Origin of the sequence: Paenibacillus sp. FSL R7-277, assembly GCF_000517965.1 — a bacterium.
GTDB lineage: Bacteria > Bacillota > Bacilli > Paenibacillales > Paenibacillaceae > Paenibacillus_AQ > Paenibacillus_AQ silagei.
Genome location: NZ_ASPX01000080.1, coordinates 504,905 through 519,310, shown reverse-complemented (window position 1 = coordinate 519,310; position 14,406 = coordinate 504,905). Strand labels below are relative to the sequence as shown.

Annotated in this window: 9 protein-coding genes; 7 read left to right on the top strand and 2 right to left on the bottom strand. The window is 55.8% G+C overall.

The window, feature by feature from the left end; all coding sequences use genetic code 11:
* Positions 1–137: 137 nt before the first annotated feature.
* Complete coding sequence (locus C173_RS24400) at positions 138–2,132, top strand: glycoside hydrolase family 127 protein (protein ID WP_081751312.1); 1,995 nt, start codon at positions 138–140, stop codon at positions 2,130–2,132.
* A 91-nt stretch (positions 2,133–2,223) separates the two neighbouring features.
* Here the strand turns inward: C173_RS24400 and C173_RS24395 are convergent, their stop codons facing one another.
* Both C173_RS24395 and C173_RS24390 read right to left on the bottom strand, forming a co-directional pair.
* Positions 2,224–4,659, bottom strand: coding sequence for a GH36-type glycosyl hydrolase domain-containing protein (locus C173_RS24395; protein WP_036729562.1), 2,436 nt, complete (start codon positions 4,657–4,659; stop codon positions 2,224–2,226).
* Positions 4,660–4,764: 105 nt separating this feature from the next.
* Positions 4,765–5,820, bottom strand: coding sequence for a LacI family DNA-binding transcriptional regulator (locus C173_RS24390; RefSeq protein ID WP_036729560.1), 1,056 nt, complete (start codon positions 5,818–5,820; stop codon positions 4,765–4,767).
* 232 nt (positions 5,821–6,052) lie between these two features.
* Here C173_RS24390 and C173_RS24385 point away from each other — a divergent pair, with 232 nt between their 5' ends.
* The 6 genes from C173_RS24385 (at position 6,053) to C173_RS24360 (ending at position 14,397) form a co-directional block, all read left to right on the top strand.
* Positions 6,053–7,879 (top strand): cache domain-containing sensor histidine kinase, encoded by a 1,827-nt coding sequence (locus tag C173_RS24385; protein ID WP_327196486.1) that lies wholly within the window; start codon positions 6,053–6,055, stop codon positions 7,877–7,879.
* Positions 7,854–9,491, top strand: coding sequence for a response regulator transcription factor (locus C173_RS24380; RefSeq protein ID WP_235192000.1), 1,638 nt, complete (start codon positions 7,854–7,856; stop codon positions 9,489–9,491). The genes C173_RS24385 and C173_RS24380 overlap by 26 nt, the downstream gene beginning before the upstream one ends.
* Positions 9,492–9,555: 64 nt before the next feature.
* Complete coding sequence (locus tag C173_RS24375; protein ID WP_051478340.1) at positions 9,556–10,470, top strand: carbohydrate ABC transporter permease; 915 nt, start codon at positions 9,556–9,558, stop codon at positions 10,468–10,470.
* A 3-nt stretch (positions 10,471–10,473) separates the two neighbouring features.
* The gene (locus C173_RS24370) at positions 10,474–11,313 is read left to right on the top strand and encodes a carbohydrate ABC transporter permease (RefSeq protein WP_036729554.1); all 840 of its coding nucleotides are present in this window, start codon (positions 10,474–10,476) and stop codon (positions 11,311–11,313) included.
* Between the two features lie 36 nt (positions 11,314–11,349).
* The gene (locus C173_RS24365) at positions 11,350–12,669 is read left to right on the top strand and encodes an ABC transporter substrate-binding protein (protein ID WP_442792673.1); all 1,320 of its coding nucleotides are present in this window, start codon (positions 11,350–11,352) and stop codon (positions 12,667–12,669) included.
* Positions 12,670–12,747: 78 nt separating this feature from the next.
* Positions 12,748–14,397: an MGH1-like glycoside hydrolase domain-containing protein gene (locus C173_RS24360; protein ID WP_036729549.1), complete on the top strand. Its 1,650-nt coding sequence runs from the start codon at positions 12,748–12,750 to the stop codon at positions 14,395–14,397.
* The last annotated feature ends 9 nt before the right edge of the window (positions 14,398–14,406 follow it).

Sequence of the window (14,406 nt, the reverse complement as noted above, 5' to 3'; positions counted from 1 at the left end):
ATTAACTTCGCTAAGCCTTATATAAAAGTTGTGTGAAATAGTACAAAAACGGGGTTGTTTATGCTTCTGTTTTTGTTATATTGTACCGTCTATAATGGCAATTAGCGAGGACGAAATGCTGAAGAGGAGATGCTACAATGAGTCAATTTGAAGGTGCAAAGGTTCGGACAACCGTTCAACCAGATCATTCCGGTCATTCGGATCAGGGAGGCCACAGAGTGCACGTTCAGGATGAATTCTGGGGCCGTTATATCCGGTTGGTGCAGGAGACAGTGATTCCTTATCAATATGAGGCGCTTCATGACCGCGTGGCCGGGGCTGAACCGAGCCATGCCATTGCCAATTTTGAAATCGCTGCCGGAAGAAGACAGGGTAAGTTCGGGGGCATGGTCTTCCAGGACAGCGATGTAGCCAAGTGGCTGGAGGCAACGGGTTATTCCCTCAGCATCCGGCGGGACCCGGAGCTGGAACGCCAGGCGGACGAGGTGATCGATCTGGTGGGAGAAGCACAGCAGGCCGACGGATACCTGAACACTTACTTCACTGTCAAGGAGCCGGGCAAGCGCTGGACGAATCTCCAGGATTGCCATGAACTGTATTGCGCCGGACATTTCATCGAAGCTGCAGTGGCTTATTATGAAGCGACCGGTAAGGACAAGCTGCTGAGTATTATGCGCCGTATGGCCGATCATATCGACTCTGTCTTCGGACCGGAGGAAGGCAAGCTGAAGGGCTATGACGGTCATCAGGAGATTGAGCTGGCGCTGGTGAAGCTGTACCGGCTGACAGGGGAGAAGAAGTATCTGAAGCTCAGCCTCTTCTTCATTGACCAGCGCGGGCAGGAGCCGAACTTCCTGCGCCAGGAATGGGAGAGCCGGGGCAGGGTTACACATTGGGGCGGCCAGACGGATCATATCGATATGGCCTACAATCAGTCCCATATACCGGTCCGTGAGCAGACGGTAGCCGTAGGCCACTCTGTCCGCGCCGTCTATATGTATACCGCCATGGCCGACTTGGCCCGCCTGACCGGAGATGAAGCACTTCGCGAGGCGTGTCTGCGCCTGTGGAACAATATGACAGAGAGACAGATGTATATCACTGGCGGAATCGGCTCCACCCATCACGGCGAAGCATTCACCTTTGATTACGATCTGCCTAACGATACGGTCTATGCGGAGACCTGTGCTTCGATCGGGCTGATCTTTTTTGCCAGACGAATGCTGGAATTGACTCCAGATAGCCGTTATGCCGATGTGATGGAGCGTGCGCTCTATAATAATGTACTCGGCTCGATGGCGCAGGACGGCAAGCATTATTTCTACGTCAATCCGCTGGAGGTCTGGCCGCAGGCCTGCACCTGTAATCCCGGCAAACAGCATGTGAAGGCGCAGCGCCAGGGCTGGTTCGGCTGTGCCTGCTGCCCGCCGAATGTGGCGCGCCTGCTGACCTCATTGAATCAGTATATCTACACTGAACACAGCGATACGCTCTATACGAATCTGTATATCGGAAGTGAGCTTAGAACCTTACTTGGAGGAACAGAGGTGAAGGTCACTCAGTCCAGCAAGCTTCCATGGGAGGGCATAGTCACACTGAAGGTTGATCCTGCGGAAGCCGGGGTGTTCGGTATCGCCCTGCGTATTCCATCGTGGAGCAGCGGAAAGGTCCGGATCAGCGTTAATGGCGGGCTCCTTCCAGCACTTGATGCTTTGGAGCAGGGCTATGCGGTAATCCGCAGGGAGTGGCAGCCCGGTGACATCGTGGAGCTGATGCTTCCAATGGAAGCGCACCGTGTATACGCCCACCCGGAACTGCGGGCTAATGCCGGGAAGACGGCTATTCAGTACGGGCCGCTGGTCTATTGTCTGGAATCTGCGGATAACGGCGAGCCGCTAAGCTCAATATCTCTAAGCAAGAAGGGCAGGTTCAAGGAGGCTTACGATGAAGAGCTGCTTGGCGGAGCTGTAGTAATCCGGGCGGAGGGCTACAGGGTGGAGGAGCAGAGCTGGAGTGGCGGACTCTACGGCAGCACCAGGGCGGCAGTACAGCCGGTGGAAGTAACGGCAATTCCGTACTATCTGTGGGGCAACCGCGGCAGCGGAGAGATGAAGGTGTGGATACCGGAGTAATTCCGGGGCCGCCTGTCCATGAACGAACAACCCGGTTGTACCGCCTAAGCGGACAACCGGGTTGTTATGCTTTTATAGAAGTGATAGATAATTAGCCGAGAGTGACTACAACCTGATGAACAGCACCGTCGCCTACAGGAGCGATAATGTTGCCTTCCACGGCAGCGCCGTCGAGGGTCAGGCTGGCTACGCCTTTAGATACATGGTTCGGATTCTGGATCGAGATCACATAAGTGTCGCCACGGAAGACGCGGGTAATCTCGAAGCCGTCCCATTCTGCAGGGATACAAGGGTCAACCTTGAGCCCGGCAAAGTCTGCCTGAATCCCCAGGATGGACTGTGTAATCGCTACATAGTTCCATGCTGCTGTTCCTGTCAGCCAGGAGTTCTTCGCTTCGCCGTGACGTACAGCATCTTTACCGGCGATCATCTGGGAGTACACGTAAGGCTCCATCCGGTGCACTTCGCTGATGTCCTCCAGATAGGCCGGAGCGATTTTTTTGTAGATTTCAAAAGCTCTGTCGCCGTGTCCAAGGACCGTCTCCGCAATCATGATCCAAGGGTTGTTATGGCAGAAGATCCCGGCATTCTCTTTGTAGCCCGGAGGGTACGTGGAGATTTCACCCAGGTTCAGATAGTACTTGGAATACGGAGGCTGCTGCAAAACGATACCATAGTCCGTATCCAGACGTTCCTGCACGGAAGTCAGGGCGCGGGCTGCTTCACCGTTCTCTACACCGATTCCGGCCATTACGCACATGCCTTGCGGCTCAATGAAGATCTGGCCTTCCTCGTTCTCCTTGCTGCCGATCTTGTCGCCATAGTGGTCATAAGCGCGCAGGAACCAGTCGCCGTCGAAGCCGTGGGACAACGTGATGGCACTCATGTTCTCGATCTTGGCAACAGCGTCAGCGGCTACATCATCCAGTCCGCGCATCCGGCAGATCTCGGCATAGTCCGGTCCAACGAAGACGAACAGACCTGCAATGAACACGGATTCCGCTACGCCGCCTGCGATATTCTCCGTAGTCTGGAACGATTCGCCCGGTTCGGTGGAGAAGCAGTTCAGGTTCAGACAGTCATTCCAGTCCGCGCGTCCAATCAGCGGCAGGCCGTGAGGCCCGAGGTTGTTCGTGACATGCTCGAAGCTCAGCTTCAGATGCTCGAACAGGGTTGCAGTGTGATCCGGATTGCTGTCAAAAGGAACCTGCTCATCAAGGATCGAATAATCGCCGGTCTCCTTAATATAGGCTGCTGTACCCGAGATCAGCCAGAGCGGATCATCATTGAAGCCGGAGCCGACTTCATTGTTGCCCTTCTTGGTTAGCGGCTGGTACTGGTGATACGCGCTGCCGTCAGGGAACTGGGTAGCGGCGATATCGAGAATACGTTCTCTGGCGCGCTCTGGAATCTGGTGGACGAAGCCGAGCAAGTCCTGGTTGGAATCGCGGAAGCCCATACCGCGGCCAATGCCGGATTCGAAGTAGGAAGCGGAACGGGACATGTTGAAGGTAACCATACACTGGTACGGATTCCAGATGTTCACCATCCGGTTCAGCTTGTCGTCCCCGCTTTTAATCTGATATTTGGACAGCAGGTTATCCCAGTGTGCAGCCAGAACCTTCAGGGCGGCATCCACCTGGGCATCTGTAGCGAACTGATCAATAACAGCCTGAGCCGGCTTCTTGTTGATCACGTTCAGGGCTTCCCATTTCTCATCCTCAGGGTTCTCGATGTAGCCGAGCACGAAGATGAAACTTTGAGCTTCGCCAGGCTCCAGCGTGATGTCAAGGGCGTGGGAGCCGATCGGCGACCAGCCGCTGGCGACAGAGTTAGTAGCTTCACCGGCAGCAACCGCCTGCGGAGCATCCAGGCCATTGTACATGCCCACGAAGGATTCGCGGTCCGTATCGAAGCCGGCAATTTCCTTATTTACAGAATAGAAGGCATAGTGGTTTCTGCGCTCGCGGTATTCTGTTTTGTGATAAATGACGGAATCCTTCACTTCTACTTCGCCGGTGCTGAGGTTACGCTGGAAGTTGGTCATATCATCATTGGCATTCCACAGGCAGAACTCGGCAAAAGAGAACAGCTTCACGGTCTTCTTCACATCGCCTGTGTTCTTAACAACCAGACGGTGGACTTCCGCATTATGGCCCATCGGTACAAAAGCAAGCTGATTCACGGAAATGCCGTTACGCTCCCCTGTGATAGAAGTATAGCCCAGACCGTGGCGGCATTCGTAGAAGTCGAGATCCCGCTTCACTGGCATCCAGCCCGGGGTCCAGAAGTCCCCGCCATCGTACAGGTAGTAATAGCGGCCGCCGGTATCCAGCGGAATATTGTTATACCGGTAACGGGTAAGTCGTCTCATCCGCGCATCGCGGTAAAAGGTATAGCCCCCGGCAGTATTAGAGATCAGGCCGAAAAACTGCTCGTTGCCGAGGTAGTTAATCCAAGGATAAGGTGTTTTGGGGGTGTTGATTACATACTCTTTGCGGGTGTCGTCAAAAGTTCCGAATTTCATGAGAGACAAGTCTCCTTTCGATTGTGAACGCGCGTTTACAGAGCGGAGAAAAAATTCCCTCGGGGCAAGGGATTTTTCTGGATCTGTCTGAATCGGAGTGTAGCTCTACTTCTTCGGCGGCTGACAGGAATCTCGGGTAATCAGACGCGCCGGAAAACTGATGGTGCTGAAGGTAGGCTGCTGTGAATCACACAGCTCAATGACCTTCTCGACAGCGGCTTTGGACATTTCATAAATCGGCAGACGGACGGAGGTCAGCTTGGGATGAATCCGCGCAGCAAGCTGCACATCGTCGAACCCCGCAATGGAGATATCCTCCGGCACGGAAATGCCATGCTCCGAGAACGCTTCCATCGCCGAGATAGCCATATCGTCATTGGAAGAGAAGAAGGCTGTCGGCAGCGGGCCGCCGGAACTGAGCAGCTTTTTCACTTCCTGATAGGCGGTTTCCTTGAGAAAATCACCCTGAAGGACGAAGTCCTTCTGCAGGGCAAGTCCATGGCGCTTTAGCGTATTCTCGTAAGCCATGTAGCGCTCCCGTCCGGAATAAGTATTCATCCGTCCGCAGATCATGCCGATCTCCGTATGGCCGAGACCGATTAAGTACTCAATGGCTTCTACCGTACCTTCATAATCCTTGGAATTCACAATGGCGAGATGATTGCGGTCCAGATGCTCTGACATAATCTCTGAAATGTCATAATCGATCAGCACCAGCGGAGCGCTGAGACCGACCATTTCCCGTACAATCCCGATATCCTTCTGGGTGCCGACAATGATGCCGCCGTCAATCCGTTTCTGCAGGAAGGCCTGCTTGACCTTCAGGAAGTCGTCGGGAGAATAGACGGTGTGAATCAGAACATAACAGCCGCGGGCATTCGACGTATCTACCACAGCATCGACGAACGGGGCAAAGTAATTGTTCTGATAGATCCGCGTCGCATTCTCCTTCTCGTTCATGCTGATGGCAAACAGCCCGATCGTATCGGTCTTCTTGCCGGCCAGCGCCCGGGCGAAGCTGTTCGGCTCGTACTGATGCTGTTCAATCACCTTCAGCACCTTGGCCCGGGTCTCTTCAGGGACATTGGAATAGTTGTTGATCACACGGGATACGGTGCTTCGCGAAACCCCGGCTAGCTTGGCAATATCTTCGCTTCGCATAATGTACCCCCTCTAATGTAAACGCGCGTTTATGAGTTTATTGTAAAATAAACCGGGCCGCAGGTCAATCGCCCTCCGCAATATTTTTGCCTCGGAATTCAAGGGGTTTCCACTTGCCGGATTCTCCGTTCTGCGTTACAAATAAATGCAGTAAACAAAATGTACCACGGGAAAGGCAGGAACAGATCATGATACAGGCATCCGCTTCGCATTTGAGCAAGGAGAAGGAGGGATGGCTATCTTTTACTCGCTGAAAAACCGACTGATCGCATTCTTCGTTGTGCTGCTTGTCTTGTCCTTCGGCACGATGTCGCTGCTGCTGTTCAATCAGGCGCGCTCGATTATCCGCTCTTATATCGAAACGTCGGCACTGGAGAAGATGGACGAATACGGGTCCTTTATTCATATGGCGCTCCAGCAGAGCTATGACTTGTCCTCTCTGGTCTATAACAGCGATATCACCCAGAAGTGGGATGCGATACTTACCCAGCCGGCTTCCACCGAAGGGCAGCGGATGCTGGCCAGCATCAACATGAGCAAGTTCCTGACCCAGACGACGAATAATTATTCGATCGTCTCCTCGGTCAACATCTACCGCAAGGAGGGGCTGCGGGTCGGGGCCGAGAATCAGGTGGTGGCAGATAGCTCGTTCAGGCAGGAGGCGTGGTACCGCAACTTCATCGAACACAGCAATCACTGGGTTCCGGCCCATACCGATGAGGCGGAGATCAAGGGAGCTAAGCCATACGAGGTGGTGAGCCTGCTGCTGCCGATCGGGATCTTCGAGCCTTCGCTGGCGAGGAATGTGATGAAGGTCAACATCAAGGCGGATTTCCTGCTGGAGCCGCTGAACCGTATACATCTTGGTGAAAGCGGTACCATCTTCCTGCTCAACGAGCAGGGCAGTCCCATTCTGTCCCAGCAGGAGTACAGCACCCATCCGGAGGCGGCGAAGGAGGTGGAGCGGGTGCGGGCAGCACGGGACGAACAGGGGGTAGTATATCTGAAGGATAAGCAGGGAGCATCCCATATTCTGGTCTACAAAAAGCTGGCCATCACCAACTGGCTGCTGGTCGGCTTCGTCTCGGAGCAGGACCTGTACGCCAATCTGTTCAAGCTCCGTAACAGCATTATAGTATTCGCTTCGCTGATGCTGGCGGCCGCCTTTGCGCTGGCCTACTGGATCTCAGCGGGCATTACCAAGCCGCTCTCGCGGCTGGTCTCGGCCATGCGCCATGTGCAGAAGGGCGACTTCGCCCAAGCCGAGCGGCTTACCTTGCCGGAGCGCAGAATCCAGAGTGAGGTGGACTATGCCACCGTCACCTTCCGCAATATGGTCAAGCAGCTATCGCATCTGATCCGCACCGAGTTTGAACAGAAGCTCCTGCGCCAGCAGGCTGAATACAAGGCGCTCTTGATGCAGATCAATCCGCATTTCCTGTTCAATACGCTGGAGCTGATGAGCAGCCTGGCGATCCAGCAGCGCACGAAGGAGACGGTTACGGTCATAGAATCGCTGGGCAAAATGCTCAGGTTCTCGCTGCGGATCAGCGAGGATCTGATCCCGCTGCGCGAGGAGCTGAAGGTCGTGCGCTATTACATGTCCATCCTGGAGGTCCGCTTCGGTGCGGGTCTTGATCTGCGGCTGGACGAGGAGGAGGCGCCATACGATCTGGAGATCGTCAAGTTCCTGCTGCAGCCGCTGATTGAGAATGCGGTGAAGTACAGCTTCATTCACCAGGCTAAGGCCAAGGTACGGATTACCGTCAGAGCGGACAAGGACCGGCTGGTTCTCTCCGTCGCCGACAACGGAATCGGAATGGACCCGGAGCTGCTGCGCGAGCTGAAGGATCAGGCGATGCGCCAGCAGCCGGAGCAGTTATTGCAGAGCATGACCCATCAGATTGGACTGCGCAATGTACTGGCCAGATGCCGGCTGTATTACGGAGGGCTCTTCACCCTAAGCATAGAATCAAGCAAGGAGGCGGGTACCTGCATCACGCTGGGCCTGCCCCTTCAGAGGAGGAATGACCATGTACCGCGTATTGATCGTGGATGATGAGCCGGAGATCCGCCAGGGCCTGCGGCTCAAGGCTGACTTTGCAGCGCTGGGCCTCAGCGTAACCGGAGAGGCGGGCAACGGCATGGAGGCCATGGAACGGCTGGCAAGCCAGGCGGTCGATATTGTCATTACGGATATGAACATGCCGGTGATGAACGGCGTATCGTTCCTGGACGATTGCCGCAGGCTGTACCCGGAGCTGAAGCTGGTAGTGATTACAGGCTATGAAGATTTCCATTATGCCAAGGCAGCGATCCGCAATCAGGCGCGTGATTATCTGCTCAAGCCGGTGGCCGCCGCTGAGCTGACGGCCGTGCTTCAGAAGCTGAAGGACGAGCTGGATCAGGAGCGCAATGACCGTGACCGGCAGGCGGTGAATGAGTGGCGGCTGTCCCAGTACTACAAGGAGATGAAGGAGCATTTCCTGGTGCAGCTTGTCAAAGAGGAAGTGGAGCCGGTCCATGCGCTGAAGGAGCGCGCTGCGCTGTTCGAGCTGGACGGCTGGGACCTGACGCAGGTGCGGTTCGTAACGGCCGGACTCCGTGAGCGTGCGGGGGAGGCGGCGGTGCCGGAACCTGGGCACAGCAAAGGTTCAGCGCTGCCGGAGCGTACGCCGGGCAAGCTGCGGCTGCCGTTCGAGCTGCTGACCAGGGAATTCGCGGGCAGCTCCGGGGAGCGCTGCCAGGTGCTGCGGGACCCGAGCTATCCGGGGCTGGTCCACTTCATTCTCCAGGATGCGCTGACCGATATGGACCGCTTCTGTGCAGAGCTGGCGGAATGCGTCGCCGCCCATCTGGGCTTCAATCCGGTGATCGGTTACAGCGGCGGGAAGCTTGGATTCCTCCGCTGGAAGGAAGGCTACCTGGAATCTTTGCTGGCCTGGAACCTCTCGGAGAATGCGGCCCAGCCGCCGGCCGAAGGAAGAAACGAGCCGGGACTGGTGCTTACGGAGGAATTGACACGGACCCTGCGCAGGCTTCTGATCCAGGGGGAATGGGACGCCTTCGGGCAGAGCATCCGCCAGGAACTGCAGCAGGCGTTCTCCCAGTCCCGCTCCTGCCTGGTGAAGCTGATCTTCCAGCTCTGCCTGCTCGTGGACGGGGCGGGTGCAGAGGCTGCAGACGTCAACATCCAGTCCCAGGAGCTATGGCTCTATCCTGAGACGGTCCACAAGCTGGATTCGGTGGACAAGGCCGGACAATTCCTGCTGGAGCGGGCGGCCTCCGTGTACCGAATGATGCAGGGGGCCGGCGATGCCGAGGATTCGGTCATCCGCACAGCGACGCAATATATCGACAGCAACTACATGTATGATCTTAACCTGACCCAGCTTGCCAGACGGTTCAATTACAATTCCTCCTATTTCTCGGAGCTGTTCAAGGCCAAGGTGGGCCGGAGCTTCATGGTCTACCTGACTGACATCCGCATGGCCCAGGCCACGCATCTGCTGTTGACGACAACGCTTAACCTGTGGGACATCGCCGAGCTGACCGGCTTCTCGAATGCCAGCTACTTCAGCTCCAGGTTCAAAAAAATGTATGGAACCTCCCCGTCGGACTTCCGCCAGCATCCACCTGAAAAATTCAGTAGTCAACAGCCGAAGAAATAGCATTCAAGCAAGCAGCGTTGCTTTCTATAATGAGCCTATATCCATGAAGAAGGAGAAGGCGCATATGAAGACAGCACACAGATCGGCGATGTGGAGAAGGAGCGGTACCGCTTACCTGTTCCTGCTTCCCTGGCTGATCGGCTTTTTCGGACTGACACTCGGGCCTATGCTGGGCTCCTTGTATCTGTCCCTGACCAAGTACGACCTGCTTAATGCCCCGCGGTGGCTGGGTCTGAACAATTACAGGCACATCTTCACGGCAGACGAATACTTCTACAAGTCTCTTACCGTGACGTTCAAGTACGTGCTATTCTCGGTTCCGCTCAAAATGGCCTTTGCCCTCCTGGTCGCCATCGTCCTGAACAAAGGCATCCGGGCGCTGGGCATCTACAGAACGGTGTATTACATTCCGTCCCTGCTGGGAGGAAGTGTGGCAATCGCCATCGTCTGGCGGCAGATTTTCGACGGGGAAGGGCTGATTAATCACTTCCTGGCCTGGTTTGGGATCGAAGGCCCGTCCTGGATTGCCCATCCCAGCTATATTCTCTCGACCATCGTCACGTTGTCCGTCTGGCAGTTCGGCTCTGCCATGGTCATCTTCCTGGCCGGCATTAAGCAGATTCCTGCGGACCTGTACGAAGCGGCGCAGGTGGACGGAGCCGGGAAGCTGCGCCAGTTCGGCCGGATTACGCTGCCGATGCTCTCACCGGTGATCTTTTTTAACCTGGTCATGGGGATTATCAATTCCTTTCAGGTGTTCACTCCGGGATATGTCATTGGAGACGGGCGCGGCGGTCCGGTGAATTCCACCCTGTTCTACACGCTGTATCTGTATCTCAAAGGCTTCTCCTTCTTCGATATGGGGTATGCTGCCGCTCTGGCCTGGATCATGCTGATCATCATCGGCCTGTTCACCTCCATAGTGTTCGTGACCTCCAAATTCTGGGTGTTCTACGGCGACGGAAAGGACGGGCGATAATTCATGACAGACGACAAAATGATCTTTAGGCTCAGCAAGCATGGCGTCATTATTCTGTTCGGGCTGCTGATGCTGTATCCGGTGCTGTGGCTGCTGTCCAGCTCCTTCAAGCCGAATGCGCTGATCTTTTCGGAACCGGGGCTGTGGCCGGGGAAATTTACGCTGGAGAACTACGTGAACGGATGGAAGGGGCTGCAGGGCATCTCGTTTAGCCGCTTTTTCCTCAATTCTGCCACGATCTCTGTACTGTCGGTCATCGGCAACATAATGACCTGCTCGCTGGCGGCTTATGCGTTCGCCCGGCTGGAGTTCCGCTTCAAAAGTGTGCTGTTTGCCTGCATGCTGGTGACCATTATGCTGCCTTACCATGTCGTGCTGATTCCGCAATATATTATTTTCAGCAAGCTGGAGTGGGTCAACACCTATTTGCCGCTGATTGTGCCGAAATGGCTGGCGCATGACTCGTTCTTCATTCTGCTGATGATCCAGTTCATCCGCGGCATCCCGAAGGAGCTGGACGAGAGTGCCACGATTGACGGCTGCGGCCAGGGCCAGCTGTACTTCCGGATCATTATTCCGCTGCTGGTTCCGGCGCTGATTACAACGGCGATCTTCACCTTCATCTGGTCGTGGGATGATTTCTTCAGCCAGATGATCTACCTCAGCCGGATCAATCTGTTCACCGTGCAACTGGGCATACGCTCGCTCTATGATCCTTCGGGCTCCTCCGACTGGGGCGCGCTGCTGGCGATGTCGGTGCTGTCACTGGTGCCGATTATGACGATCTTCATGCTCTTCCAAAAGCACTTCCTGGAGGGCATAGCCACGACCGGCCTGAAATGAGCAAGCGATTACAATTATTCTTGGGGGGATATGTTTATGAAGAAAAGCTTAGGTCTTACGCTGAGTGTCCTGCTGCTGGCAGCCACAACCGCCTGCTCGGGCGGCAATAACGGCAAGCCTGCGGCGGCCGGCAACTCCGGCGGTGCCGGAACTTCTGCGGATCAGGTGGAGCTGCGGATTATGTGGTGGGGCGACCAGAAGCGTGCGGATAAGACGAACGAGGCGCTGCGCGCCTTCGAGTCGAAGCATCCGAATATTAAGGTGGTAGGGGAGTTTGCTCCGAACTCCGGGTATTTCGACAAGTTGAACACCCAGCTCGCTTCGGGCACAGCGCCTGATGTGTTTTTCCTGGGAGGGAACGTAACTGATTATGCTGCTAAAGGCGTGCTGCTGGACTTACAGCCCTATGTCGGCCAAGAGCTGGATCTGACGGATATGGATCAGACGATGGTGGAATACGGAACGCTGGGAGGCAAGCTGGTGCATATCTCTGCCGGGGCGAACGCCCGGGGGATGGTGCTCAATACAGAACTGTTCAAAAAGGCTGGAATGGAGGTTCCGGCAGACGGCTGGAGCTGGGAAGATTACGCCCGCATCAGTAAGGAAATCTCCGATAAGCTGGGTAAGGGTTATTACGGCACCTACAACTTTACTGTTGAGGGGATGGACATCTATATGAAGCAGCGCGGCAAGCAGGTCTATGATATGGAGAAGGACGCGCTGGGCTTCGGGCAGCAGGATGCAGAGGAGTGGTTCAACTACTGGCACGGGATCACTAAGAACGGCGGAATGGTCACTCCATCCCTGCAGGTATCCAATCCTCCCGGAGACACAAGTAAATCCCTGGTCGTTACCGGCAAGGTGGCGATGAGCCTGATTCCGTCCAACCAGTTCGCCGCTCATCAGAATCTGACTCAAGATAAGCTGACCATGATTCAGGTGCCGCGCGGGCCGAAGGGAACGGGGGTTGTCTTTGAATCCAGTCAAGGCTTGTCCGGTTATGCCAAGACCAAGCACCCGAAGGAAGTCGCGGAGCTGATGAACTTCTGGATCAATGATCCCGATGCCGCGCAGATTCTGGGCAGTGACCGCGGCGTGCCGGTTACCTCCAAGATGCGTGACCTGCTGATGAAGGAGGCTACGCCGCTGGAACAGACCGTATACGACTTCACCAGCCGGGTATCGGAAGCGACGAAGAAGGAGCCGTTTGCCGTCAGCTATAACCCGCCGAATTTCACCGAATTCACCAAGCTGGCGGAGACCGCTGTACAGGAGATCGGTTTTGAGCAAAAGGATGTCAAGCAAGGGGTAGAGGATTTCTATACAGGCGCGACGCAGTTATTCGGAGCCGAGTAGTCATATCCCGGAAGCAGGCTGCCCCTGGCAGTCTGCTTCTCTGTCTGGGGAGCAACTAAAGTTACAGGAGGGAAAGGAATGACTGGTAGTGTACTGGAGAGACTGCGGAAGATAACGGTGGACGACCGGATAGGAGTGCTTAAGAAAGCGGCGGACAGGGATTCGCTGGAGGAGTGGAAGCAATCGGGCGTGGCCTTCGCGGCATCCTCGGAGAATATGGAGAAAGTCTATTACTCTGCGCTGCACAAGCTGCTGGACTGTATCGTGCCGATGGACGGAGGCGGACTTGTGCTGCATGAAGGCGGAGTCTATCTCGGGAGCTGGCTGGAGAGCACGGGCACGATCAGCGCTGAACGGCTGTCGCGGTTCATGCCGGAGGTGGCGGGAGCGACCTTCCGGCTGTTCGCCGACCAGCAGCGGCAGGATGGACTGATGCCCTACAAGGTGACGCCTGCGGGACCGGCCTACCGGCAGATTCAGATGGTGACTCCGCTGGCCCGCAGCGTCTGGAATCATTATCTTGAGAACGGGCGGGACAAGAGCTTCCTTAGCGCCATGTACCAGGCGATGAGCCGGTTCGACCATTGGCTGCATATGCACCGCAACACTAGAGGGACCGGCTGCGTGGAAGCGTTCTGCACGTTCGATACCGGGCATGATCTATCCCCGCGCTTCTGGCATATTCCAGATACACCCCATCTGGAGGACGCGGCACAGGTGAACCCGGATTCACCGCTGCTGCCTTTTCTGGCCCCGGATTTAACGGCCAATGTCTACTGCCAGCGGCTCTACCTGTCCAAGATGGCAGAGGAGCTTGGCGGGAGCGGGGACGAATGGCGTGCCCGGGCAGCGGCAAGCAGCCACAGCCTGTTCAGCCATTGTTATGACGAAGAGGATGAATTCTTCTATGACCGGGATCGCGGGGACCGATTCGTCCGTGTACAATCCGATGTCCTGCTGCGTGTGCTGGCCTGCGAGGTGGGGGACGGGGCGTTTTTTGCGTCAGCCCTCCGCCGTTACCTGCTGAATACGAGCAAGTTCTTCGCCAAATATCCCTTCACCTCCATTGCGATGGATGATCCCAGATTCGACCCTTTCTCCAGCTATAACACCTGGGGAGGATCGTCGAACTTCCTCAGCCTCATCCGTGCGCCGCATGCCTTCGAGCAGCACGGGCGTTATGTTGAGCTGACCTGGGTCATCCTGCCGATCCTGGCAGCGTTCTCGCGGATGACCCGGTTCGGGCAGACGTTAAGCCCATGGACTGGAGAAGAGGGTTATACGGAGACCTATTCACCGGCCATTCTCTGCCTGCTGGATTATATGGAACGGTTATGCGGGATCGTGCCGGTAGCGGGGGAGGAGCTATGGTTCACCGGCCTGCTTCCCTATGACATGGATCACGGCCACGAGGTCGCCCATGAGACCGGATACCGCCGGATCGTGGACGGCGCGGTCTTTGAGCTGATTACTACGCGTGAGCGCTCTGTAATCTACCGCAATGAAGAGGAGTATATGACCTTTCCGTTTGGAGTACGTGTAGTCTTGGACCGGTCCGGACAACTGTTGCGGCTAATCGGCATGAGTGTCCGCCGGATCGAAGGGAATCTGTGTTATGAGGGCCAGACGCTCCCGTTCACTATCAAGGGCAACGAGCAACTGGAATATGCGGACGGCGTTTTTGTGAGCGTCAGCGATATTGGAGTGGTACTGCCGGAGTACAGGTAGATCAGGGAG